General features: G+C 65.0%; 24 protein-coding genes. 18 read left to right on the top strand and 6 right to left on the bottom strand.

Features of this window, described 5'->3' with window-relative positions; translation table 11 throughout:
* Positions 1–16: 16 nt before the first annotated feature.
* The 3 genes from CH305_RS03395 (at position 17) to CH305_RS03385 (ending at position 1,888) form a co-directional block, all read left to right on the top strand.
* Positions 17–163 carry an integrase core domain-containing protein gene (locus CH305_RS03395; protein WP_256983502.1) on the top strand — a complete coding sequence of 49 codons (147 nt, stop codon included), beginning with the start codon at positions 17–19 and terminating at the stop codon, positions 161–163.
* A gap of 92 nt (positions 164–255) precedes the next feature.
* Complete coding sequence (gene thiM / locus CH305_RS03390) at positions 256–1,059, top strand: hydroxyethylthiazole kinase (protein ID WP_179278170.1); 804 nt, start codon at positions 256–258, stop codon at positions 1,057–1,059.
* 181 nt (positions 1,060–1,240) lie between these two features.
* Positions 1,241–1,888 carry an LppP/LprE family lipoprotein gene (locus CH305_RS03385; protein WP_094702663.1) on the top strand — a complete coding sequence of 216 codons (648 nt, stop codon included), beginning with the start codon at positions 1,241–1,243 and terminating at the stop codon, positions 1,886–1,888.
* Here the strand turns inward: CH305_RS03385 and CH305_RS03380 are convergent.
* Complete coding sequence (locus CH305_RS03380) at positions 1,885–2,523, bottom strand: MBL fold metallo-hydrolase (RefSeq protein ID WP_094702661.1); 639 nt, start codon at positions 2,521–2,523, stop codon at positions 1,885–1,887. The two genes, CH305_RS03385 and CH305_RS03380, sit on opposite strands and share 4 nt — an antisense overlap.
* Positions 2,524–2,623: 100 nt before the next feature.
* Here CH305_RS03380 and purS point away from each other — a divergent pair, with 100 nt between their 5' ends.
* The 4 genes from purS (at position 2,624) to CH305_RS28915 (ending at position 4,218) form a co-directional block, all read left to right on the top strand.
* Positions 2,624–2,875 (top strand): phosphoribosylformylglycinamidine synthase subunit PurS, encoded by a 252-nt coding sequence (gene purS, locus CH305_RS03375; RefSeq protein ID WP_032376367.1) that lies wholly within the window; start codon positions 2,624–2,626, stop codon positions 2,873–2,875.
* Complete coding sequence (purQ, locus tag CH305_RS03370; protein ID WP_032376368.1) at positions 2,872–3,549, top strand: phosphoribosylformylglycinamidine synthase subunit PurQ; 678 nt, start codon at positions 2,872–2,874, stop codon at positions 3,547–3,549. Before purS ends, purQ begins: the two co-directional genes overlap by 4 nt.
* A 36-nt stretch (positions 3,550–3,585) precedes the next feature.
* Entirely contained in the window at positions 3,586–3,936 is a 351-nt protein-coding gene (locus CH305_RS03365) for a VOC family protein (protein WP_032405765.1), read from the top strand.
* Between the two features lie 120 nt (positions 3,937–4,056).
* Positions 4,057–4,218 carry a hypothetical protein gene (locus CH305_RS28915; RefSeq protein ID WP_155292588.1) on the top strand — a complete coding sequence of 54 codons (162 nt, stop codon included), beginning with the start codon at positions 4,057–4,059 and terminating at the stop codon, positions 4,216–4,218.
* Between the two features lie 91 nt (positions 4,219–4,309).
* Here CH305_RS28915 and CH305_RS03360 read toward each other — a convergent pair whose 3' ends face one another.
* Complete coding sequence (locus CH305_RS03360) at positions 4,310–5,200, bottom strand: hypothetical protein (protein WP_032405766.1); 891 nt, start codon at positions 5,198–5,200, stop codon at positions 4,310–4,312.
* A 65-nt stretch (positions 5,201–5,265) separates the two neighbouring features.
* Here CH305_RS03360 and CH305_RS03355 point away from each other — a divergent pair, with 65 nt between their 5' ends.
* Positions 5,266–6,567, top strand: a complete 1,302-nt coding sequence (locus CH305_RS03355) for a M18 family aminopeptidase (protein WP_179278169.1) — start codon at positions 5,266–5,268, stop codon at positions 6,565–6,567.
* Between the two features lie 146 nt (positions 6,568–6,713).
* Here the strand turns inward: CH305_RS03355 and CH305_RS03350 are convergent, their stop codons facing one another.
* Positions 6,714–7,478: a nucleoside phosphorylase gene (locus CH305_RS03350; RefSeq protein ID WP_256983500.1), complete on the bottom strand. Its 765-nt coding sequence runs from the start codon at positions 7,476–7,478 to the stop codon at positions 6,714–6,716.
* 103 nt (positions 7,479–7,581) lie between these two features.
* Between CH305_RS03350 and purL the strand changes: the two genes are divergently transcribed.
* The 10 genes from purL (at position 7,582) to purM (ending at position 21,064) form a co-directional block, all read left to right on the top strand.
* Positions 7,582–9,873: a phosphoribosylformylglycinamidine synthase subunit PurL gene (purL, locus tag CH305_RS03345; protein WP_094702657.1), complete on the top strand. Its 2,292-nt coding sequence runs from the start codon at positions 7,582–7,584 to the stop codon at positions 9,871–9,873.
* A 110-nt stretch (positions 9,874–9,983) separates the two neighbouring features.
* The gene (locus CH305_RS03340; RefSeq protein WP_230592740.1) at positions 9,984–11,702 is read left to right on the top strand and encodes an alpha/beta-hydrolase family protein; all 1,719 of its coding nucleotides are present in this window, start codon (positions 9,984–9,986) and stop codon (positions 11,700–11,702) included.
* Complete coding sequence (locus tag CH305_RS03335) at positions 11,699–12,307, top strand: CPBP family intramembrane glutamic endopeptidase (RefSeq protein WP_094702655.1); 609 nt, start codon at positions 11,699–11,701, stop codon at positions 12,305–12,307. The genes CH305_RS03340 and CH305_RS03335 overlap by 4 nt, the downstream gene beginning before the upstream one ends.
* Positions 12,308–12,309: 2 nt before the next feature.
* The gene (locus CH305_RS03330) at positions 12,310–12,696 is read left to right on the top strand and encodes a sterol carrier family protein (protein ID WP_032376375.1); all 387 of its coding nucleotides are present in this window, start codon (positions 12,310–12,312) and stop codon (positions 12,694–12,696) included.
* Between the two features lie 138 nt (positions 12,697–12,834).
* Entirely contained in the window at positions 12,835–14,397 is a 1,563-nt protein-coding gene (gene purF, locus CH305_RS03325) for an amidophosphoribosyltransferase (protein ID WP_032406013.1), read from the top strand.
* Positions 14,398–14,538: 141 nt separating this feature from the next.
* Positions 14,539–16,179, top strand: coding sequence for an ABC transporter substrate-binding protein (locus CH305_RS03320; RefSeq protein WP_094702669.1), 1,641 nt, complete (start codon positions 14,539–14,541; stop codon positions 16,177–16,179).
* A gap of 109 nt (positions 16,180–16,288) precedes the next feature.
* Positions 16,289–17,275, top strand: a complete 987-nt coding sequence (locus CH305_RS03315) for an ABC transporter permease (RefSeq protein ID WP_165712949.1) — start codon at positions 16,289–16,291, stop codon at positions 17,273–17,275.
* Complete coding sequence (locus CH305_RS03310; protein ID WP_032376376.1) at positions 17,275–18,243, top strand: ABC transporter permease; 969 nt, start codon at positions 17,275–17,277, stop codon at positions 18,241–18,243. Before CH305_RS03315 ends, CH305_RS03310 begins: the two co-directional genes overlap by 1 nt.
* Complete coding sequence (locus tag CH305_RS29680) at positions 18,240–19,877, top strand: ABC transporter ATP-binding protein (protein ID WP_094702653.1); 1,638 nt, start codon at positions 18,240–18,242, stop codon at positions 19,875–19,877. Before CH305_RS03310 ends, CH305_RS29680 begins: the two co-directional genes overlap by 4 nt.
* An 86-nt stretch (positions 19,878–19,963) precedes the next feature.
* Entirely contained in the window at positions 19,964–21,064 is a 1,101-nt protein-coding gene (gene purM, locus CH305_RS03300) for a phosphoribosylformylglycinamidine cyclo-ligase (RefSeq protein WP_032376541.1), read from the top strand.
* A gap of 73 nt (positions 21,065–21,137) precedes the next feature.
* Here the strand turns inward: purM and CH305_RS03295 are convergent, their stop codons facing one another.
* The 3 genes from CH305_RS03295 to CH305_RS03285 form a co-directional block, all read right to left on the bottom strand.
* Positions 21,138–21,332, bottom strand: a complete 195-nt coding sequence (locus CH305_RS03295) for a DUF3073 domain-containing protein (protein WP_008719426.1) — start codon at positions 21,330–21,332, stop codon at positions 21,138–21,140.
* Between the two features lie 247 nt (positions 21,333–21,579).
* Entirely contained in the window at positions 21,580–22,218 is a 639-nt protein-coding gene (locus CH305_RS03290; protein WP_094702651.1) for an MOSC domain-containing protein, read from the bottom strand.
* On the bottom strand, positions 22,215–23,336 hold the full coding sequence (locus CH305_RS03285; protein WP_094702667.1) for a folate-binding protein YgfZ: 1,122 nt from the start codon (positions 23,334–23,336) through the stop codon (positions 22,215–22,217). Before CH305_RS03285 ends, CH305_RS03290 begins: the two co-directional genes overlap by 4 nt.
* Positions 23,337–23,352: the final 16 nt, after the last annotated feature.

Below are 23,352 nucleotides of genomic sequence, written 5' to 3'. Positions count from 1 at the left end.
ATACCTCAAAGAAGAGATGTTTCATCACATCCGATATCTCGACCTGGGCACCTTGCAGACCGCGATCGAGGACTACATCGACTGGTTCAACAACGACCGCATCTCGCTACGCCTCGACGGCCTGAGCCCGGTGCGATACCGAGCTCAGGCCCTCGCCGCCTAGGCTTTGCATTGAGCAGTCCAACCCACGGGGTCCAGTGCAATGCAGTGGTCCATTGACGCGAACGGGGTGGGTGCGGTCGTAGACTCGCAACAATGAGTGCCTCGACCGTGAACCTCGACGACATCGTTGCCGCACATCGCCACATGCGTGAACGCAATCCGCTGGTGCAGTGCCTGACCAACACCGTCTCGGTTCAGTTCGTGGCGAATGCACTGTTGGCCGCCGGCGCCGCTCCGGCGATGGTCGACAACCCAGAGGAAGCGGCCGGTTTCGCGGAGATCGCCGACGCGGTCCTGGTCAATCTCGGAACTCCGACGGCGGCGCAGGTGGAGAGTTCTCGGCTGGCGTCGGCTGCTGCGAGGGACGCGGGTAAGCCATGGGTACTCGATCCGGTGGGGGCGGGCGGTCTGCCGTGGCGTACCCAGGTGGCTGTCGAGCTACTTGCCAACCACCCCAGTGTCATTCGCGCGAATGCGTCCGAGGTCATGGGTCTGGCGGGCGCTGACGGCGGATCGAGAGGGGTGGATTCGTCTGCGCGCGTTGCGGATTCCGTCGATGCGGCGCGATCGCTGTTGGACAGGGCCGAGATTGTGGCGGCCTCGGGGGAAGTCGACCACATCGTCGGGCAAGGATCCTTGGTGAAGCTCGGCGGCGGAAGTGTACTGCTGCAACGGGTTACGGCTACCGGGTGTGCGTTGGGTGCGCTGACGGCGGCGTACTGCTCCGTGTTACCGAATTCGCTGATCGGTGCTGTCGCCGCGCATGCGCATGTTGCGGTGGCGTCGGAGATAGCGGCGCAGTCGACCTCGCGTCCGGGATCCTTCGCTGCCGCGTTCCTCGATGGCCTGGATACGGTGGACGAGTCGGCACTGCGGGAACTGGTTCGGCTCGACTGACGGGTGCAACGGTTGCTCCACTGTGCGCCGACATCCGCGGACACACTGCGGAGCGTACGACGAGTGGAGCAAAAATCGCCTGCGCCGTGAAGGTAACGGCCCCTTGATCGAAATGTGATGTAACACAACACGTTTACGCGCGGACATACCTGGCGTCCCGCAAATCGAACCAGGTGGTCTTATGAAACGACTTCTTCTCGTCACCATCACTGCGCTCAGCCTCGTCGCGTGCGGCAACTCGGACGAACCGGTCGCAGCGACGGCCACCGGTGCGCCCACCTCGAACGCCCAGCCCCAGCCCGTACAGCCACAGGACCAGCCCGATGCGACCCAGCCGGTAGCCGTGGGCGAGGATGGGGATCCCAACGGTCCGGTCGACTCGAACACCGAAGAGCTTCCCGAGAACAACTCCATTCCCGACGCCACCGCACCTGTGACCTGCCTCGACGTGTCGTCCAGCTCGGTGACCGAAGCCGTGAACTCGCTGCCGCTGGTCTTCGCCGATTCACCGTGGGTCGCGACGCGGATGGGCGACCCGTGTGCGTCGTTCACCTGGGTCGAAGCCCTGCCGTACGGCGCGACGGTCAGCTCGCCGACACATCTGCTCTTCTTTCACGACGCCGAGTACCTCGGCACCGCGACGCTCGAGCCGTACGGGTTCACGTCGGTGGCGGCCCAGTCCGCCGACACGATCACAGTGAACTACCGCTGGCCACTCGCCGGTGACGCGAATGCGAACCCTACCGGCGGCCCGGTGACGATCGAGTACCAGTGGGACGGGACGCAGGTGACGATGATCGGCACCCTTCCGCCCGAGGTCATCGGCTAGATCGAGACGGACGATTCCTTGGGAAGCTCGCGGAATTCGGCGTCGGACATGTCCTTGAAGCGGCCGTAGTACGCGCCGGTCGCCTGGTCGGCGATCACTGCCTGATGAATGGGGAACGCCATCTTCGGAGCCACCGCACGCAGGAATTCGACCGTCTCGGACAGCTTCGACCACGGTGCGGCCGCGGGGAGCGCGAGTACGTCGACCTGCTGCTCGGGGACGAAGAGCGAGTCGCCGGGATGGAACAGCTGGCCCGGGTTCTCCGGAGTGCCGAGCAGGTAGCCGGTGTTGTCGATCTCCGGCAGTTCGGGATGGATGACGGCGTGGGTTCCGCCGACGCCGGTGACCGTGATGCCTCCGACCGCGAAGGCCTTGCCTGCGGGAGCCGCCGCCCACTGGCCGCCCAATTGGCCCGCAGTCATCGGATCGGCATGCAGTGCCGCTCGCGGATTTGCCTCGACCAGAGTCGGAAGTCGTTGCAGATCGACGTGATCCGGGTGCTGATGGGTGACGAGGATGGCATCGAGTCCGGTGATGCCCTCGAACCCGTGGGAGAACGTGCCGGGATCGAACAGCACGGTGGTGCCGTTGAGTTCGACGAGAACGCAGGAATGTCCGAAGTGTGTCAGCCGCATGGACTCCACAGTAAGCGCGGTTTCGCGCCTCCCGCCAGGGCTGCGTAGACTCCCACCTGCCGGTAACAGTCTTGCTGTACGTATTTCAAGGAGCGCTTTCGTGGCCCGAGTCGTTGTCGATGTCATGCCCAAGGCCGAGATTCTCGATCCGCAGGGTCAAGCGATCGCGGGCGCGCTGGGTCGTCTGGGTATCTCCGGTGTATCCGACGTGCGACAGGGCAAGCGTTTCGAGCTCGAGGTCGACGACTCCGTCGACGACGCCGAGCTGGAGAAGATCGCAGAGTCGCTGCTGGCCAATACGGTCATCGAAGACTGGACGGTCACTCGCGTGTCGGTAGAGCCCGCCGCATGAGCGCCCGTATCGGAGTCATCACCTTCCCCGGGACCCTCGACGACGTCGACGCCTCCCGCGCAGTCACCCTGGCCGGCGGAGAAGCCGTCAGCCTGTGGCATGCCGACGCCGATCTGAAGAACGTCGACGCCATCGTCGTCCCCGGCGGATTCTCCTACGGCGACTACCTGCGGGCCGGCGCAATTGCCAGATTCGCCCCCGTGATGGAGTCCGTCGTGAAAGCAGCCGAGGGCGGTATGCCGGTTCTCGGTATCTGCAACGGCTTTCAGGTGCTCTGCGAGGTGGGACTGCTTCCCGGTGCGTTGACCCGCAACGAAGGGCTGCACTTCGTGTGCCGCGATCAGTGGCTGGCAGTGGAGAACACCGACACCGCGTGGTCGTCGCGCTACGAGCCCGGTGCCGAGATTCTGATCCCGGTCAAGAACGCCGAGGGTCGATTCCAAGCACCGCAGAACGTGCTCGACGAGCTCGAAGGTGAGGGTCGCGTCGTGTTCCGCTACAGCGGTACCAATCCGAACGGATCGCAGCGGGGGATCGCCGGCATTTCCTCCGCCAACGGTCGAGTCGTCGGTCTGATGCCGCATCCCGAACACGCAACCGAGCCACTGACGGGTCCGAGCGACGACGGCTTGGGCATCTTCTATTCGGCTCTGGACACGATCGTCAACGCCTGACCCCAACCTGTCGGTGCTCGCGGTTATTGTGCTGCCATGACGCTGACGTTGGGCATGATCACGTTCGACACCACCGATCCTGGGCCGCTCGCGCGTTGGTGGGCGACGCAGGTCGACGGCACGATCGTGGAGGAGAACGACGGCTGGTTCTACGTCGTCGAACTCGCCGCCGCGCCGTACCGAATGGCCTTTCAGAAGATCGACGATCCGACGCCCGGCAAGAATCGTGTCCACCTCGACATGACCACCGAGAATCTCGACGGTGAGGTTGCGCGTCTGGTCGAGGCGGGTGCACGTGAAGTTGCGCAACACACCATGGGCGACTTTCGCTGGGTGACGCTGAGCGACCCCGACGGCAACGTGTTCTGCGTGTCCGGTTCGCATTGAGAATCGAATGCCGGCCCAGGCATGGGCGACCCTCGTTGCGGGCCGATCTGAACGTCGCGCACTGGCGCAACCGCACAAAACCGAGGACACTGACGGCGAGAGCGAGCAGGAGGACATGCGATGACCACCACGGACGAACGCAAGATGAAGGTCGGACGACCGGAGGTCGCCGCGGCGGCTGCTCGCGCATCGATCGCAATCCGTGAACGCAGCGGACGTGATGTGCCGCAGTGGATCCGCGACGCCGCAGCGGGTCGACCTACCACCCCGCCGCCCGAATAGCGCGTCCTATCAGGACACGAGCGCCCACCATTCCGTCTCTGGAATGCGGGCGTTCGTCATGAATGCCAGGCGTGCGGACCGTCGAACGAAGTCATGCCGCACGCGCTCGCAACTCCGTCAAGGTAGAAGCGAAAACGCCCGTTGGGCCGTGCGATACGTCGCAATACTCACCGTCTCGCCAGAAGAACACCGAGCGCGACAGCGGGCTCGGTGTGTCACGACTGAACATGTCGGCCAGCTCGGCGAGTGCTGCTACTGCCCCGAGTGCACTATCGGCATCGCTCGGCCTGTGAACGGCCAGTTCGTAGGCGCTGGGGACGGCGAACAAAAGGCCGTACAGGCACTCGCCGAGGTGCGTCGATATCAACGTGGGCATGTCTGCGACCTTCGACGCGAGGTAGATCGAATCGCCGCTCAGCACATGGACGTCGATGCCGTCCCTGCTGAGGATCTGGGCGTCCTCGAACTGCATCGCAGCCGTGTTGTGTCGGCCGGCAGCCCAGGCGGCCTGCAGGTCCCGGCCGACGAGATGCCGATCGGCCAGTGTCAGCGCTCGATTGGGAGACGACAGATTCAGCACACGCACCGGGGATCCGGGTGCGTCGACCAGGGGAACCGCGTAATCGTATTCGGCCAGTGTCTCGAGGGCGGTCGGTGCGACGACGCGCTCGCGCAACCTCGCATGGAACTCGTTGTCCGACAACGAGGTGATGAAGGTCGGGTCGGCTTCGCGCATCATCTCGATCATGACGTCGACATGGCTGTCGATGATGCTGTCCCACGCCGATCTGCCTGCCTTCGAGCAGCGGGCGAAAAGGTTCTCCAGCGGAAGGTGCGCGCCTGACCCCGTCGCCAGTGTTGTCGAATCCACGCGGTGAACCACTACCCCGCGCCTGCGGAACACCTCGATGGTCTTCATCCGCACGATTGCGAATGTGGTTGCGTGAACTGCACCGTAGTTCGGCAAAGACTGAAATTTCATGAAGATCCCCCCGGGTCTGGTGTGCTCTTGATGCGTTCGACGCGGCGGCTGCCACAATGGTTCCCATGCCGTCCAACGCTTCTGCAATCGGTCTCTGCAACTTCGTCGACGTCTCGCCGTCGCCGTTCCACGTCTGCAACACGGTGTCGGTGCAGCTCGAGGAGGCCGGTTTCGTTCGGCTCGACGAGATCGACGCCTGGCCGACCGAACCCGGTCGCTACTACTTGATCCGCGGCGGTTCTCTCGTCGCCTGGAGTACCGAGCGCGGTAATTCGAGTCGTTCCGCAGGCTCCACTCCTGATGGCCCGTTCCGCATCGTCGGCGGACACACCGACAGCCCCAACCTTCGCGTGAAGCAGCATCCCGATCTCGAATCGGCAGGCTGGCAGATGGTGGGCCTCGAACCGTACGGCGGTGCCTGGCTCAACTCCTGGCTCGATCGCGATCTGGGTATCTCCGGCCGATTGAGTGTGCGTGACGGCAACGCTGCGCGCGAAGTGCTCGTCAAGGTGGACGAGCCGATCCTGCGAGTTCCGCAGCTGGCGATCCACCTGTCCGAGGACCGAAAGGGCGTCACCCTGGACCCGCAGCGACATGTCAATGCCATTTGGGGCGTGGGAAATTCACCGAAATCCTTCATCGCCTACGTCGCCGAGAGAGAAGGCGTCGACCCGCGTTCGGTACTGGGCTGGGAGCTGATGACACACGACCTCGCGCCCAGTGCCGTCGTGGGCGTGGAGTCGGAACTGGTCAGCGCGCCGCGTCTGGACAATCAGGGCACCTGCTACGCCGGAACTCAGGCTTTGCTTGCTGCAGTGGAGAATCCGACCGATGTGACGCCGGTGCTGGCCCTGTTCGATCACGAGGAAGTCGGCAGCATGTCCGATCGCGGTGCGTTCTCGGATCTGCTGAACACCGTGCTCGAGCGCATCGTGCTCGGACGCGGCGGTGGGCGTGAGGAATTCCTCCGCACGATGGCCGGATCCATCTGTGCCTCAGGCGATATGGCGCACGCGACGCACCCGAACTACCCGGATCGGCACGAGCCCGCGCATCGCATCGAGCTCGGCGGGGGACCGGTGCTGAAGGTCAACCAGAACCTGCGCTACGCAACGGACTCCGCCGGAGCAGGTGCCTTCGCGCTCGCCTGCGATCAGGCCGGAGTTCCCTTGCAGCGCTACGTGCATCGCGCCGATCTACCCTGTGGATCGACTATCGGACCCATCACCGCGTCGCGCACCGGGCTGTCGACAGTGGACGTCGGCGCAGCACAGCTGGCCATGCACTCTTCGCGAGAGTTGATGGGTGCCAACGACGTGAAGGCATACGCCGACGCGTTGGCGGCATTCCTCGCCCCTGCGCAGTAGCCGGCCAGTCGCAAACGCGCGCGCATTCGTCAGGTGCGCGTGGATTCGTGCCCGATTCGGTGGCTGTTCCGCTCGCGTCTGGCAAACGCGCGCGCGTTTGCGAGATCGGGGGGGGTGAGCGAGCGACCCGAACCCCGACGACTCGGCTAGAGCGGATCGAGTTGGAGGCACGCATCCGCCGCGAGCCAGAACAACTGTTCGCGCACTGTTGTCGCCTTGGTCCAGCCGCGGTGATCCCAGTCGGCGGCGAGGGAGTCTCCCGCGTACAGCAGTTGCGCGAATCGCACTCCGCGGAATCGGGCCACCGCGCAGAAGGCCGATGCCTCCATGTCGACGGTTCGGCAGCCCTCCTCGACGCGACGCGACACTCGGCCACGCGTCTCGCGGTAGAGCGCGTCCGTCGTCCAGGAACGCCCGGTGACGAAGTCGATTCCGGCATCGGTGAGCACCGACTGGAGTACGGCCACACCTGCCGGGTCGGCCTCGACCACCCGTCCGGGCGGTAGGTAGTGAAACGAGGTTCCCTCGTCACGCAGGGCGCTGTCGACCACCATCACGTGTCCCATGCCCAGGTCGTCGGACAGGGCTCCGGCACCGCCGACGGCTACGAACTGAGTGCAGCCCATGGCGATGGCCACTTCGAGGAACAGCGCAGCCAGTGGCGCGCCGACTCCGGGATGGAAGACGGCGAGCTTCTGTCCACCTCGTTCGATTTCGTAGACGGGGTGTTCGCCGTGCTCGGAGCGCATGACCGATACCACTCGGGCATCGCCTTTCGCGCAGATGCTCTCGATCACCTCGGCGAAGAAACAGACGACGGCCTTCGGCGGTACGTCGACTCCCTTGGCCACCATCGACGGGTCGATGACGCCCGTTTCGTCCAGATCGTCCTCGGTCAGTGCGATGTCCATCAGGTGATGTTCGCACGAGGCCGATACGTCCGATGCCGTAGATGTCGGTGGCACCTTATAGACTCGCCCTGGCATTTCGCTCCATCGAAGGGACCTATTCCTCGTGTCCGCTAGCTCTGTACCCACAGACACTGTCTCCAACGCCGTCGCCACCCCCGACGTTGCGCAGCCGTACAAGGAACTCGGACTCAAGGACGACGAATACGTCCGCATCAAGGAAATTCTCGGCCGTCGGCCCACCGATGCCGAACTGGCGATGTACTCCGTCATGTGGAGCGAGCACTGCTCGTACAAGTCCTCCAAGGTGCACCTGAAGTACTTCGGCGAGACCACCACCGACGAGATGCGCAAGCCGATGCTCGCCGGCATCGGTGAGAACGCGGGCGTCGTCGACGTCGGCGACGGCTGGGCCGTCACGTTCAAGGTCGAGAGCCACAATCACCCGTCGTACGTCGAGCCCTACCAGGGTGCGGCGACCGGCGTCGGCGGCATCGTCCGCGACATCATGGCCATGGGTGCGCGCCCGATCGCCGTCATGGACCAGCTGCGATTCGGTGCTGCCGATGCACCCGATACGCGCCGCGTTCTGAGTGGCATCGTCGCAGGCGTCGGCGGTTACGGAAACTCCCTCGGCCTGCCGAACATCGGCGGCGAGACGGTGTTCGACGCCTCGTACGCCGGTAACCCTCTGCTCAACGCCCTGTGTGCCGGCGTCATGCGCGTCGAGGACATGCACCTGGCGTTCGCGTCGGGCCTGGGCAACAAGATCATTCTGTTCGGTGCTCGAACGGGTCTCGACGGGATCGGCGGCGTGTCCGTGCTGGCGTCGGAGACGTTCGACGGTGACGAGACCGGTGGGGGCCGCAAGAAGCTCCCCGCGGTGCAGGTGGGCGACCCGTTCACCGAGAAGGTGCTCATCGAAGCCTGCCTCGAGCTGTACTCGAACAAGCTGGTCGTCGGCATCCAGGACCTCGGCGGTGCCGGATTGTCTTGTGCCACTTCGGAACTCGCCTCGGCGGGTAGTGGTGGTATGCACATCGAGCTGGAGAAGGTGCCGATGCGCGCCACCGGCATGACGCCCGCCGAGGTGCTGTCGAGCGAATCCCAGGAGCGCATGTGCGCCGTGGTGACGCCCGACAACGTCGATGCGTTCATGGCCGTCTGCAAGAAGTGGGACGTGCTGGCGACCGTCATCGGTGAGGTCACCGACGGTGAGCATCTGCAGATCACCTGGCACGGCGAGACCGTCGTCGACGTTCCGCCGAAGACCGTTGCGCACGAAGGACCGGTGTACAACCGCCCGGTCCAGCGCCCGGACACCCAGGACGATCTGGTCGCGAACACCACGGTGTCGCTGCAGCGCCCGGAAACCGGGGACGAACTGAGGGCGACGCTGCTGAAAATGATCGGCTCGCCGCAGTTGTGCAGCCGTCGATTCATCACCGAGCAGTACGACCGCTATGTGCGCGGCAACACCGTTCTCGCCGAGAACGCCGATGCCGGCGTGATCCGAATCGACGAGAAGACCGGGCGCGGAATCGCTTTGGCCACCGACGCGTCTGGCCGTTACACCGCACTCGATCCCTACCAGGGTGCCCAGCTCGCACTCGCCGAGGCGTTCCGCAACGTCGCGGTCACCGGCGCGACACCCAAGGCCGTCACCAACTGCCTGAACTTCGGCTCGCCCGAGGATCCCGGTGTCATGTGGCAGTTCCAGCAGGCCGTGCGCGGACTGGCGGACGGCTGTGTGACCCTTGGCATCCCGGTCACCGGCGGCAACGTCAGCTTCTACAACCAGACCGGTGCCGAGCCGATCCTGCCGACGCCCGTCGTCGGTGTGCTCGGCGTGATCGACGACGTGCATCGCCGCATCCCCACCGGCCTCGGACTCGAGCCCGGCGAGACGCTGATCCTGCTGGGCGAGACCTACGACGAGTTCGACGGATCCATCTGGTCGCAGGTCGAGCACGATCACCTCGGCGGCGTTCCACCCAAGGTCGATCTGGCCCGCGAACAGTTGCTGGCCGACATTCTGCTGTCGTCCTCGCGCGACGGCCTGGTCTCGGCGGCACACGACCTGTCCGAGGGTGGTCTTGCGCAGGCAGTGGTGGAAGCGGCCCTGGCCGGTGAAACCGGTTGCCGCATCATCGTTCCCGAGGGTGCCGATCCGTTCGTCACGCTGTTCTCGGAGTCCTCGGGTCGCGTACTGGTCGCGGTGCCGCGCACGGAAGAGACGCGTTTCACCGGTATGTGCACCGCCCGCGGTCTGCCGTGGACGCGCATCGGCGTCGTCGACGAGGGTTCGGATTCCATCGAGGTGCAGGGGCAGTTCTCCGTCCCGATGGCGGAGCTGCGTGAGACGTTCGAGAGCACTCTCCCCAGACTTTTCGGCTGACCGAGGTGGGGGGACAGGCATCGGTCGGGAAACAGGCATCGGAGCGGCACGACAGAGAACTCGATGCCGCACTCGAACCGGATCAGCATCATCGGTACCACCTGCCGACCATGGAATTCTCGGTCCCCTCGCCCGACAAGCATCCGTTCGTCATGTGGGCGTGGGGTCTGCTGCGCCTCGACTTCACCGGGATCGCGTTCAGCGCGTTGTTCTTCTGCTGGTCGCTGACTCCGTCGCTGCTTCCTCGCGGGTGGCTGTTCCAGGGCATCATCGGCGGTATCAACGCGGCCATCGGCTACGCCTTCGGTGTGGCGATCGGGTGGGCGGTGACGCGGTGGTGGTTGTCGTCCCGATCGTGGTGGCCGTTGCCGCGCGCGGTCGATCGCGCCGTCAAGATCGCTGTGCCTGTCGTGGCTGTCGCGGTGTCGATGATCATGCTGGCCATCTCTGCGGAATGGCAGCGTGAGCTCGCCGCACTGATGGACGCGGAGGGCACCACCACAACGGGTTACCTACGAACCGGGGCACTCAGCATCGCCATTGCGGCACTGCTGATTTCGCTGTGGCGGGTGTTGCGCGACGTCGTTCGGCTGCTGGCCCGCCAGATCAACCGCGTGGTGAAGATGCCACGGGAAGTGGCCAATGCGCTCGGGGTCGTCCTCCTCGTCGTGCTCTCCGTCGCACTGGTTCAGGGCGTGCTGCTCCGTGCGGTCTCGGCGGTCACCAACTCGGCATTCAGTCTGCAGAACGACGAAACTCGTGATGGGGCAGAACAACCCGTCGCCGACGAGCGATCCGGCAGCCCGAACTCGTTGGCTCCCTGGGACACCCTGGGGTTCGAGGGTCGTAACTTCGTCTCCAGCGGTCTGCGCGCCGACGAGATGGAGCGGGCCACGGGCCGCCCGAGTCTCGAGCCGATCAGGGCATACGCAGGATTGGAAACCGCGGAGACCCAGGACGAACGACTCGACATCGTGGTCGCCGAACTCGAACGCACCGGGGCCTTCCAGCGGCAGGCCCTGATCGTCGTTCCGACGACGGGCACCGGGTGGGTGAATCCCACCGCCATCGAAGCGGAAGAGCTCATGTTCGACGGCGATGTCGCCACCGTCGCATCTCAGTATTCGTATCTGCCCAGCTGGATCTCGTTCATCGCCGAGGGCGACAAGGCGGCTCAGGCCGGCAAAGCGCTCATCGACAAGGTTCACGATCGCTGGCTGCAGGAGCCGGAGGCCACCCGCCCCAAGTTCTACGTGTACGGCGAGAGCCTCGGTACCCAGGCCGGGGAGGGTGCCTTCGACGGTCTGGCGGACATCAGGGCCGTCACCGACGGAGTCCTGTGGGTGGGACCGCCGAACAACAACCGCATCTGGAGTCAGTTCGTCAGCCGACGCGACCCGGGAAGTCCCGAGGTTCGGCCGGTCTACTCCGAGGGGCTGACGGTTCGCTTCGCCGACAACTCGTCGGGCATCCCGCCGGAGGACCAACCGTGGTACGCACCGCGGATCCTGTACGTCCAGCACGCCTCGGATCCGGTGGTCTGGTGGTCGCCCGATCTGCTGTTCGAGCGTCCCGACTGGTTGTCCGAACCACCGGGGCCGGATCGGCTGCCGAGTATGCGATGGTTCCCGGTCGTCACGTTCTGGCAGGTGGCCGCCGACCTGACCAACGCCGCGGGCGTCCCCGACGGACACGGCCACAACTACGGAACCCTGGTGCTCGACGGTTGGGTTGCCGTCGCCGCACCCGAGGGCTGGACCGACCGCGACACCGAACGAGTCCGCGGAGTCATGGAGCAGTTCGCCGGCCGAGACGGTCCCGAGAAGTGAGCCGGTCCCGTGAGGCGAAGACCGCGTTACTGATCGGCACCGCGACGACGGCGTGGAGCACGGTCGCGCTGCCGTCGACTGGTCTCGATGCCCGTGGACGGGCGGTGGCCAATGCCTCGTTCGCCGTGGCCGTCGCGTCGGTAACGGGCCGCAGCGCCGCGCAACTGGGATTGCGCAACACTGCTGCCGGCGTGAAGTGGGGCGCTGCGGCGTCGGCGATTCCTGTCCTCGGATCTGCCGTCGTCGCCGCAATTCCAGCGCTGCGACGTCGGGTCCGGCCGTCCGAGGACGAGCTGGCCGAGTGGGTGCTGTTTCGCATTCCCGTGGGAACGGTGCTCACCGAGGAGTTGCTGTTCCGTGGTGTGCTCGACGCCGCGTCGCCGGCCCTGTCGCCGATCTTCTTCGGCCTGTGGCACATTCACCCGGCCCGCGCTGCCGGAGACACCGTGATCGGAACGGTGCTGGCGACGACTGTGGCCGGTGTTGTCTTCTCATGGCTCAGGGCCCGCAGTGGGAGCGTGCTCGCCCCGGCGCTGTTGCACTACTTTCTCAACACGAGTGGCGCTGTGCTGGCGCATCTCGCAGCGAACGACAGGAGTCGGTAGCAGTGCCACCGCACAAGGAAGTCAGCCCCGCCGAGGTGCGCGACGCAGTACTGGCGGTGGGGGACTGGATCAAGGGTGAGGCGGACAAGCCGGCTCGCGCACAGATTGCCGCGGCAGTGCGCACCACCGCCAGAACTCTCGGCCAGAATGCGCCCGGATCCTCGGTGGAGGTACGCGTACCGCCGTTCGTTGCGGTGCAGTGCATCGTCGGGCCTCGTCATACTCGTGGAACTCCGCCGAACGTCGTCGAAACCGATGCTCTGACGTGGCTGCAGGTGGTGACCGGAACCCGGGATTTCGCCGAGGCCCTCGCCGACGGTTCCATCGATGCGTCCGGTAGCCGGGCGGCCGAAGTGGGCCGCTGGTTGCCGCTGCTATCCATCAAGTGAGCCTGTCTGATCCGAGGGCGAATCGGACACTCGTTCACCTGTTGGGAATCTCCCGTCCACACGATGCGTTGACTCCGGCCGTGTGCCCGTAGACTTGGGCACGGCCCCCCGCCCCGTACCCCCAAGGGAGCAATGCCCGTGACCAACGCCGATTTGTCGGTCGACAGTCCGAATCTTCTGCTAGGCAAACCCCTCGACGAACCGGAGAACGAGCCGCGCGAAGAGTGCGGAGTGTTCGGAGTGTGGGCACCGGGCGAGGATGTGGCCAAGCTCTCTTATTACGGCCTCTATGCGCTGCAGCACCGTGGTCAAGAGGCTGCCGGCATCGCGGTGTCCGACGGTTCCCAGGTGCTGGTGTTCAAGGATCTCGGCCTCGTCAGCCAGGTGTTCGACGAGCAGACCCTGGGAGCTATGCCCGGGCATGTCGCCATCGGCCACTGCCGCTACTCCACCAGCGGGTCGGTCACGTGGGAGAACGCTCAGCCGATCTTCCGCACCACCACTGCGGGCACCGGGATTGCGCTCGGCCACAACGGAAATCTCGTGAATTTCGCCGAGCTCGCCACCAAGGCTCGTGACGCCGGCCTGATCAGCGATCGGCTGCAAGGAAACGGCACCTCGGATTCCGACGTGGTGACGGCGCTGATGGCCCACAAGGCCGCCGATTGCACCGTCGAGCAGGCGGCAATGGAGCTGTTGCCGCAGCTCAAAGGTGCCTTCTGCTTGACGTTCATGGACGAGCACACGCTCTACGCCGCCCGCGACCCGCACGGTGTTCGTCCGCTGTGCCTCGGCCGCCTCGATCGCGGCTGGGTGGTTGCCAGTGAGACGGCCGCGCTCGACATCGTCGGTGCCGCGTTCGTTCGAGACATCGAGCCCGGCGAGCTGCTCGCGATCGATGCCGACGGCGTTCGGTCGTCGCGTTTTGCCGCTCCCGAGCCCAAGGGATGCGTGTTCGAGTACGTCTACCTCGCACGACCCGACAGCGTGATCGGCGGCCGTTCGGTGCACTCGACCCGCGTCGAGATCGGACGACGGCTCGCCAAGGAGCATCCGGCCGAGGGCGATCTGGTGATTCCGGTGCCCGAGAGCGGAACTCCCGCTGCGGTCGGTTTCGCTCAGGGCTCCGGCATTCCCTACGGCCAGGGGCTGATGAAGAACGCCTACGTGGGCCGCACGTTCATTCAGCCGTCGCAGACCATTCGTCAGCTCGGAATCCGGCTCAAACTCAATCCACTCAAAGAGGTCATTCGGGGCAAAAGGCTGGTGGTGGTGGACGATTCGATCGTCCGCGGCAATACCCAGCGTGCGCTGATCAGGATGCTACGAGAAGCCGGTGCGCTCGAGATTCACGTCCGCATCGCGTCCCCACCGGTGCGTTGGCCCTGCTTCTACGGCATCGACTTCGCTTCTCCCGCAGAGCTGATCGCCAACGGCGTCGACTCCGAGGACGGGATTCTCGAAGGCGTGCGTCAGGCCATCGGTGCCGATTCGCTGGGTTACATCTCCATCGACGGCATGATCGCGGCGTCGGAGCAGCCCGAATCGCGGTTGTGTGCAGCATGTTTCACCGGTAAGTACCCGATCGATCTGCCCGCCGACAATGCGCTCGGCAAGCACGTTCTCGAGGGTCTACTGGCGTCGGCGGCCGGGCAGCCGGTGGCCAACGACGCAAATGTGAGCGCTCTCAGTCGCCCTTGACCTGCTCGTTTCCTCCAGGGAACAGCAGGGTTTTCTCAATGCCACATATTGGAAACAGTCCATCGGTACTGTCCCGAGTTACATAGGACACACCGATTTGGATAGAGGCATCAGATGACCCTGTCGCCCGACGACGGACGCATGCTGCGCTACAGCGCAGCATCCAAGACCGCTGTGCGTAAGCACGGCAAGAAGACCGCTGCAGTGGCAGCACTGTCGGTGCTTGCACTGACGGCCGCTGCGTGCGGCTCGGGACGCACCGACGCAGGCGGATCCGGTGACGGCGGCGGAGACACCATCACCGTCGGCACCACCGACCAGGTGACCTCGCTCGACCCGGCCGGCTCGTACGACAACGGCTCGTTCATGGTGATGAACCAGACGTACCCCTTCCTGATGAACTTCGCGCCCGGCAGCTCCGAGCTCGAGCCCGATGTCGCCGAAAGCTGCGATTTCGCCGAGCCGACCGTCTACAAGTGCACGCTCAAGGACGACCTGACGTTCGCGAACGGCAACCCGCTGACGAGCGAGAGCGTGAAGTTCTCGTTCGACCGGATCGTCGCGATCAACGATCCCAACGGGCCTGCGTCGCTGTTGACCAACCTCGACAGCATCGCGACGCCGGACGAGAAGACCGTCGAGTTCACGCTGAAGGCAGCGAACGATCAGACGTTCCCGCAGATCTTGGCGACACCGGCAGGTCCGATCGTCGACCAGACGGTGTTCCCGGCCGACAAGATCCTCGACGACGACGCCATCGTGGCGGCTACCCCGTTCGCCGGTCCGTACTCGATCTCGAGCTACGCCAAGAACTCCCTCGTCAGCTTTACCTCGAACGGTGATTACAAGGGCATCCTCGGCACGCCGAAGACGTCGTCGATCAACACGAAGTACTACACCAGCTCCGACAACCTCAAGCTCGACGTGCAGAACAAGGCCATCGATGTCGCGTGGCGCTCGTTGACGCCGACGGACGTCGAATCTCTCGGCGGGGTGGACGGTCTCACCGTGCACGAGGGACCCGGCGGCGAATCGCGCTACATGGTCTTCAACATGAACACGATGCCCGGCGACACCCCCGACCAGAAGCTGGCCGTACGCAAGGCAATTGCGGCCTCGGTCGATCGTCAGGCGCTGTCCGACGGCGTCTACAAGGGCACCTACACCCCGCTGTACTCCGTCGTCCCCACCGGTTTGGCCGGTGCGAACACCGCGTACGGCGATGTCTACGGCACCACGCCCAACCGCGACGAGGCAGCCGGATTCCTTTCTGCCGCAGGCGTTGCCACCCCGGTGCAGCTCAACCTGCAGTACAACCCGGACCACTACGGTTCGTCCTCGAGCGAGGAATACGCCGCGATCAAGAGTCAGCTCGACGCGACCGGCCTGTTCAACGTGAACCTGCAGTCCACCGAGTGGAGCACGTACACCAAGGAACGCGTCGCCGACGCGTACCCGGTGTATCAGCTGGGTTGGTTCCCGGACTACCCCGACGCAGACAACTATCTGACGCCGTTCTTCGCGCCGGACAACTTCCTGCAGTCGCACTTCGAGAGCCCGGCCATCACGTCACTGCTCGATCTCGAGCGCACGACGGCCGACGAGAATGCTCGGATGCAGATCATCGGCCAGATCCAGACCGAGCTCGCGACGAACTACCTGCCGACGCTTCCGCTGTTGGAGGGCAAGCAGATTGCCGTCGCAACCAACGAGATCAGCGGCGTGGACGAGACGCTCGACGCCTCGTTCAAGTTCCGGTTCGTCACGCTCGCCAAGAGCTGACGGCGTGCCCACTACCGACAGCACGACGGTAGAGGGCGAGAAGCAAGCACAGCAGGCGAGCGCGCCGTCACGGTACGGCGCGCTCGCCCGTTATCTCGGGGTCAGATTTCTGCTGATCATTCCGACTGCCTGGATTCTCGTCACCGTTGTCTTCTTTCTGATGCGGGTGATCGGTGATCCGATCACGGCGGCCCTCGGTGGCCGCCTTCCTGCCGAACAGATCGCCCAGCGCAAGGCCGAGGCCGGCTACGACCGGCCGATTCTGACGCAGTACTGGGAGTACCTGACCGGCTTGCTGCGTGGCGATTTCGGCCGTTCCGCGACCGACAACCGCGCGATCAGCGATGTTCTGCTCGTCAACGGCGCGGCCACTCTGGAGCTGGCCTTCTGGGCTCTGCTGGTGGCCTTCGCCGTCGGTATCCCGCTCGGGTTCTTCGCCGCTACCCATCGCGACCGGTTCGGCGACGCCTCGTTGCGGATCTTCGCCATCCTCGCGTACGCGGCACCGGTGTTCTTCGTCGGAATGCTGCTCAAGCTGCTGTTCGCAGTCAAGCTCGGTTGGCTCCCGGTGGCCGGACGAGCCAGCACCAATGTGGAACTGGCACTGCAGAACGTCTCGCCCAAGACCAACATCCTGATCGTCGATTCGTTCCTGTACGGCGAGTCGAGCTACACCATCGACGTGCTCGAGCACGCTGTGCTGCCTGCTCTCGCTCTCGGCCTGTTGACGGCCGGCGTATTCCTGCGGCTGGTGCGCGTCAACCTGATTCAGACGCTGCAGGCACCGTTCGTCGATGCCGCTCGCGCTCGCGGGTTGAGCGAGGGGACGGTGACGAGAAGACACGCGTTTCGCAACGCGATGATCCCCATCGTCACCGTCATCGGCCTGCAGATCGCCGTGCTGCTCGGCGGCGCTGTGCTCACCGAAACCACCTTCGAGTGGCAGGGCCTGGGATACGAACTCGCCCGGTACCTGCAGGCGCGCGATTTTGTTGCGGTGCAAGGCATCGTGACGTTCCTGGCCGTGGTGGTCGCCGTCGTCAGCTTCGTCACCGACGCGATCGTTGCACTCATCGACCCGAGAGTGAGGTTCTGATGAGCACCGAAGTCGTGCTGTCCGACGTACCTCCCACCCGTCCACACCGTCGAGGATTTCCCGGCGTCGCGTTCGTCAAGTCCACCTCGGGATTGCAACGCGTCACGTTGATCGTCGGCTTGGCCCTGATGGTGGGGTTCGTCATCGCGGCGGTGTTCGCGCCGCTTCTCGCGCCGTACGGGTTCTCGCAGACCAGCGATGCCGGGCAGGATTTTGCTCGCCAAGCGGCTCCGTCCGCCGAGCACTGGTTCGGTACCTCGGTCCGCGGCGAGGATGTGTTCTCGCGGGTGATCTACGGTGCCAGAACAGCATTGATGGTGATTGCCTCGTCGTTGATTCTCTCGCTGATCATCGGCGTTCCTCTCGGGCTCGCCTCGGGATACATCGGACGCTGGTTCGACCGCGTGCTCGTTCTGTTCATGGACGCGATGTACGCATTCCCGTCTCTGCTTCTCGCGGTGGTCATCTCGATCGTCGTGGCAGGTGGTCAGTCGTCGAGCTTCGGAGGCATCGCGTCCGCGGCCATCGCCATCACGGCCATCTTCGTCCCGCAGTATTTCCGTGTGGTCCGCAACGCCACGGTAGCGGTCAAGACCGAACCGTACGTCGATGCCGCACGGGTCACCGGCGCAGGCACACCGCGAATCCTGTTCCGCCACATCCTCGCCAACGTGGTGCAGACGCTGCCGGTCATCATCACCCTCAACGGGGCCGAGGCCATCCTGACCCTGGCCGGACTCGGGTTCCTCGGATTCGGCATCGAACCCACCTCCGCCTCGGAATGGGGATACGACATCAACAAGGCCCTGCCCGATATCTCCAACGGCATCTGGTGGACGTCGGTGTTCCCGGGCCTCGGCATCGTGCTGGTGGTTCTCGGTCTGACCATGGTGGGCGAAAGTGCAAGCGAGACACTCAATCCGCTGCTACGCACCCGCAAGAAATTCAAGAAGGCGGTGAAGGTATGACATCGAGCGTTGCGACTCCACGCGAGTCCGCACTGTCGGTGAAGTCGTTGTCCGTCACGTTCCTCACCGATGCCGGCGAGGTCGATGCCGTCACCGAGGTCTCCTTCGAGGTGTATCCCGGTGAGGTATTGGCCGTGGTGGGGGAGTCCGGCTCGGGCAAGTCCGTCAGCGTCCGTTCCGCCATCGGACTGTTGCCCGACACCGCACGCGTCGAGGGACACGTGGTGCTCGGTGGCCAGGACGTGACGAGGCTGAGCAACAAGGCGTGGGCGCAGTTGCGCGGCAACAAGATTTCGATGGTGTTCCAGGAACCGGGCAGTGCTCTGGATCCGCTGTTCACCATCGGATATCAGATCGTCGAGGCACTGCGTGCGCACACCCGCGCGGACGGTAAGCGGATGTCGGCGAAGGATGCCAAGACACGGGCCATCGAATTGTTGACGATGGTGGGCTTGCCCAACCCCGAGCAGCGCTTCTCGTACTACCCGCACGAGCTCTCCGGTGGGCAGAAGCAACGCGTGATGATCGCGATTGCCATCTCGTGTGAGGCGAAGGTCATCATCGCCGACGAGCCGACCACCGCCCTCGACGTCACGGTGCAGGCCGAAATCCTCGAACTGCTACGTGATCTCAAGGATCGGCTCGGCTGCGCCATCGTGCTCATCACCCACAGCATGGGCGTCGTGTCCGATCTGGCGGACCGCGTCGTCGTCATGCAGAACGGTCGCGTCGTCGAGGAAGCGCCGGTGGCGCAGTTGTTCGCCGCCCCTGCGGACGATTACACCAAGAAGCTGCTGGCCGCGGTGCCGACTCTCGCTGCGGTGGAGTCGGACAAGACCGTCGACACCTCGGGTGAACCGGTACTGGAGGTGTCGCGGCTGGTGGTGCAGTTCTCCGGTGGTGTCGGCTCCCCGGCGTTCCGGGCGGTCGACGACGTCTCACTCACCATTCACCGCGGCGAGACCCTCGGCTTGGTGGGTGAATCCGGCTCGGGTAAATCGACCATAGGCAGATGTGTTGCGGCACTGCAGAAGCCGACAAGCGGCAGCGTGACGGTGATGGGTCGAAACATTGCCGGCGTCAGTGAACGCAAGCTCAAGCCCCTTCGCAAACGCTTCGGCTTCGTCTTCCAGGACCCGTCGGCGTCACTGAATCCGCGACTGACCGTCGGACAATGTATCGCCGAGCCGATGATCGTGCACAAGTACGGCTCCAAGGATGCGATCGCGGCGAGGACGACCGAACTGCTCGACGCCGTGCAATTGCCGTCGGGCACCGACAAGCGGTACCCGCACGAGCTGTCCGGTGGGCAGCGGCAGCGCGTCAGCCTGGCGCGCGCACTGGTGCTGGGTCCGGATCTGGTGGTGGCGGACGAGCCGACCAGTGCACTCGACGTCTCGGTGCAGGCAGCAGTGCTGGACTTGTTCGAGGCGCTACAGCAGGAATTCGGTTTCGCGTGCCTGTTCATCAGCCACGACCTCGCCGTGGTGGACCGCGTCGCGCATCGTGTGGTGGTGCTGCGCAACGGGGGAATCGTCGAAGAGGGAACGCCGTGGAAGATTCTGCGATCCCCGGAGGCGGACTACACCAAGAAGCTGTTGGCCGCGATTCCCGGCAAGCGCCTGCACACGTGAGTTCTTCTCCTGACCGGGCACTCCGGTACCGTTGGGGCCGCGCCGCACCGGGCGCTGACATGAACTAGTACACAGGCTGGAGCCGAATGACCGAGGAATCCCAACCCACGAGCGCAACTCACTCGGGCGGTGCCTCCTACGCGGCGGCCGGGGTCGACATCGCCGCAGGAGACCGAGCAGTGCAGCTGTTCGCGCCGCTCGCCAAGAAGGCCAGCAGGCCCGAGGTCATGGGCGGTCTCGGCGGTTTCGCCGGTCTCTTCGCACTCAAGGGCGACTACCGTGAGCCGGTCCTGGCGGCCTCGACCGACGGCGTCGGCACCAAGGTCGCCGTGGCGCAGGCCCTCGGAAAGCACGACACACTGGGCCTCGACCTGGTGGCCATGGTCGTCGACGATCTTGTCGTCTGCGGAGCCGAGCCGCTCTTCCTGCAGGACTACATCGCCGTGGGCCGTGTCGTTCCCGAGCAGGTCGCAGAGCTGGTCAAGGGCATCGCCGAGGGCTGCATCATCGCCGGCTGCGCACTGCTCGGCGGCGAGACGGCCGAACACCCGGGGCTGATGGCCGACGGTGATTACGACCTCTCGGCCACGGGCATCGGCGTCGTCGAGGCGGATTCGATCCTCGGCCCCGAGCGGGTGCGTCCCGGTGACGTCGTCATCGGCATGGGATCGTCCGGCCTGCACTCCAACGGATATTCTTTGGCTCGCAAGGTGCTGCTCGAGATCAACCACATGGACCTCGGCGGACACGTCGAGGAGTTCGGCCGCACTCTCGGTGAGGAGCTGCTCGAACCCACCAAGATCTACGCCAAGGACTGCCTCGCGCTCGCAGCCGAGACCGACGTGCGTACGTTCTGCCACGTCACCGGCGGCGGACTGGCCAACAACCTCTCCCGCGTGATGCCCGAGGGCCTGGTGGCCGAACTGGACCGCACCACGTGGAGCCCGGCTCCGATCTTCTCGCTGATCGCGCAGCGCGGACGCGTCGAGCGGGCCGAGATGGAGCAGACGTTCAACATGGGTGTCGGCATGGTCGCGATCGTCGCTCCCGAGGACGTCGACCGCGCACTGGCCGTGCTCACCGCACGTCACATCGATTGCTGGACACTGGGCACGGTGAAGAAGGCAACCGGCAAGGACGTTGCCGACGAGCGCGCGCTGTTGCTTGGTAACCACCCGAGGTTCTGATCGGGGCGTTACCGCACGAACAAATGAGGGGGAGCCGCTAAGCGGCTCCCCCTCAGTCGTTCAGTGCACAGTACTAGCGTCGCCAGTCCTCGTACTCGTCTTCCTCGACTCGGGAATGCACATCCGAGTCAGAGTGGATGCCACGATGGGAGTTGGACGAACCACCGGAGAGTTCTTTCTGCAGACTCTCCAAGTCCGTTGTCGGCGAGCTGTACTTGAGCTCACGAGCGACCTTTGTCTGCTTTGCCTTAGCCCTGCCTCGGCCCATGGCGGTGCCCCCTCGCGGACTTGCGGGGCGGCCTGGGGAAATTTGGCGGCCCCGTTAGAGTTGGTATTTCTTCCTGGCACACACTCTAGCGCGCGAATCGCCGCGATGCGCATACGGCACCACGTGTCGGCGGCGGGCGCACCGGCGCGACACGCCCGGGGCAGGGGCCCGCGCTGCCTGTACCTGCGCATATCCGTGCACAGGCAAACTATCTTCGTGATGCGACACGAGAACTACGTGCTGCGCGTCATGGTTTGCGCGAGGATTTCAGTGCAGCTGCTGCATCGCGATACACCCTCGGTGCCAGTCCCGGCTCATCGAGCAGTGTCTGCAGTGCGGCTGCATCCTTCCCCTCGAAGAGCATTCGTACCGTCACCCCGTGGTCGGGGATCGACTCCACGGTCACCGCGTCGCCGGCGGCGAAGACACCCGGTTCGAGAACTCGGAAGTACGCACCCACATCGCCGCGTGCAGTGAACCGGCGAACCCATCCCGACTCGCCCATCCACCGCGCGAACGTGCCGCAGGGCCTGCGAGCGATGGTCGCCTCCAGCGTCACCGTGCCGACTCGCCACCGTGAACCGATCACCACGTCGGTCACCGGCACCCCGCTGGTGCGCAGGTTCTCCCCGAATCGACCCGGCGGAACCGGTGCCCCCAGCTCGTCGGCCCAGTAGCGCGCCTCGTCCTCGTCGTAGACGTACACGGCCTGATCGAGACCGCCGTGGAACTTCGTGTCTCGGCAGTGATCGCCGCCGATGCCCAGCTCGTGGACGTCCACCGGTCCGTCGACGGGTCTCTTGTCGATGCCGCTGTCGACCACCGCTCGGCGTCCCAACGGAACGTCGGCGTGCACGACGCAGACCGCGAGAACGGTCCCGGTCACCGGCCGCGCAGGCGGTCGACGGCAGCGCGACCAGCTTGGACGTCGTCGTAGGACGGGATGGAATCAGGATCGATCGACGCGGCACACGGGCCCGCTTCGAGGGCGGTGTCCACCGGAATCGTTCTCTTGAGAAGAGCGAGAGCGATCGGGCCGAGCTCGAAGTGATCGATGACGGTACCCAGATGCCCCACCGACCGTCCGCCTGCGGTGACCGCATCGCCCGTGCTGGGCCGACCGTCGGCGGAGCCGTCGAGATGCAGCAACACCAGGTGCCGCGGCGGTCGACCGAGGTTGTGGACGCGCGAGACGGTCTCCTGGCCGCGGTAGCAGCCCTTCTCCAGGTGCACGGCACCGAACTCGGCGGCACTGCCGATCCAGCGAACCTCGTGCGGAATGGTCTTCTCGTCGGTGTCCACGCCCACGCGCGGACGCAACGATTCCACCCGCAACGCGTCGAACGCCCAGGTTCCGGCCGGGGCGGCACCGGCATCGCGCAGGCGGAGGAACCACTCGGTGAGGTGTGCGCGGGGGATCACCACGTCGTACGAGTTCTGGCCGGGCCACGGCATCCGCCGAACGAATCCGCCGCCGTCGATCGCCGACGCACCGTAGATCTCGTTCGAAGCCGGCACACCGGCTTTGTCGAGGACCGACGCCGCGTCGGATCCCAGGACGGTGAGAACGGCCACATCGTCGGCCTCGCGGGGTTCGGCTTTCGCCCAGAACACCATCTTCTTCAGAAACGACAGCAGATCGGGGCCCGCGGCTCGCTCGGTATCGATGTACGTGACGCCGTCCAGGTCGGTCTGGACGAAGTGGTGCTCGATGCGGCCGTTGACGTCCAGGCTCAGGTTCTCGGCCGAGCTACCGTCGGGCAGGTTCGAGACGAGTTGGCTCGAGATCGTGTTCAACCAGCTCAGGCGTTCGTCTCCGCTGATGGCGAGGACGAAGCGATGGGATCGATCGATGACGGCGGCTCCACTGACGGCGTCGCGCTGTTCGCCGAACGGATTGCCGTAGTGCCAGGCCACCCCGGCGTCGACGCTGTCGTCCGGGGATGGAACGGCACCGGGAAGAGTGAGAAGAGGACTTGGACTGATCGTCACGGAATCGGACACCACTCCATAGTAGGAG

The sequence above is a fragment of the Rhodococcus sp. 15-649-2-2 genome (genome assembly GCF_002258645.1).
Classification (GTDB): Bacteria; Actinomycetota; Actinomycetes; order Mycobacteriales; family Mycobacteriaceae; genus Rhodococcoides.
Note: the sequence above shows the minus strand (reverse complement) of the source record. Positions and strands in the feature narration are given on the sequence as shown.

Coding starts and splice junctions, on each gene's coding strand:
- CH305_RS03395 (WP_256983502.1), top strand. CDS start 17: ATGTTTCATCACATCCGATATCTCGACCTGGGCACCTTGCAGACCGCG.
- CH305_RS03355 (WP_179278169.1), top strand. CDS start 5,266: ATGCCGTCCAACGCTTCTGCAATCGGTCTCTGCAACTTCGTCGACGTC.
- CH305_RS03350 (WP_256983500.1), bottom strand. CDS start 7,478: ATGGACATCGCACTGACCGAGGACGATCTGGACGAAACGGGCGTCATC.
- thiM (WP_179278170.1), top strand. CDS start 256: ATGAGTGCCTCGACCGTGAACCTCGACGACATCGTTGCCGCACATCGC.
- purQ (WP_032376368.1), top strand. CDS start 2,872: ATGAGCGCCCGTATCGGAGTCATCACCTTCCCCGGGACCCTCGACGAC.
- CH305_RS03385 (WP_094702663.1), top strand. CDS start 1,241: ATGAAACGACTTCTTCTCGTCACCATCACTGCGCTCAGCCTCGTCGCG.
- CH305_RS03310 (WP_032376376.1), top strand. CDS start 17,275: ATGAGCACCGAAGTCGTGCTGTCCGACGTACCTCCCACCCGTCCACAC.
- CH305_RS03380 (WP_094702661.1), bottom strand. CDS start 2,523: ATGCGGCTGACACACTTCGGACATTCCTGCGTTCTCGTCGAACTCAAC.
- CH305_RS03365 (WP_032405765.1), top strand. CDS start 3,586: ATGACGCTGACGTTGGGCATGATCACGTTCGACACCACCGATCCTGGG.
- CH305_RS28915 (WP_155292588.1), top strand. CDS start 4,057: ATGACCACCACGGACGAACGCAAGATGAAGGTCGGACGACCGGAGGTC.
- CH305_RS03320 (WP_094702669.1), top strand. CDS start 14,539: ATGCTGCGCTACAGCGCAGCATCCAAGACCGCTGTGCGTAAGCACGGC.
- CH305_RS29680 (WP_094702653.1), top strand. CDS start 18,240: ATGACATCGAGCGTTGCGACTCCACGCGAGTCCGCACTGTCGGTGAAG.
- purM (WP_032376541.1), top strand. CDS start 19,964: ATGACCGAGGAATCCCAACCCACGAGCGCAACTCACTCGGGCGGTGCC.
- CH305_RS03295 (WP_008719426.1), bottom strand. CDS start 21,332: ATGGGCCGAGGCAGGGCTAAGGCAAAGCAGACAAAGGTCGCTCGTGAG.
- CH305_RS03360 (WP_032405766.1), bottom strand. CDS start 5,200: ATGAAATTTCAGTCTTTGCCGAACTACGGTGCAGTTCACGCAACCACA.
- CH305_RS03340 (WP_230592740.1), top strand. CDS start 9,984: ATGGAATTCTCGGTCCCCTCGCCCGACAAGCATCCGTTCGTCATGTGG.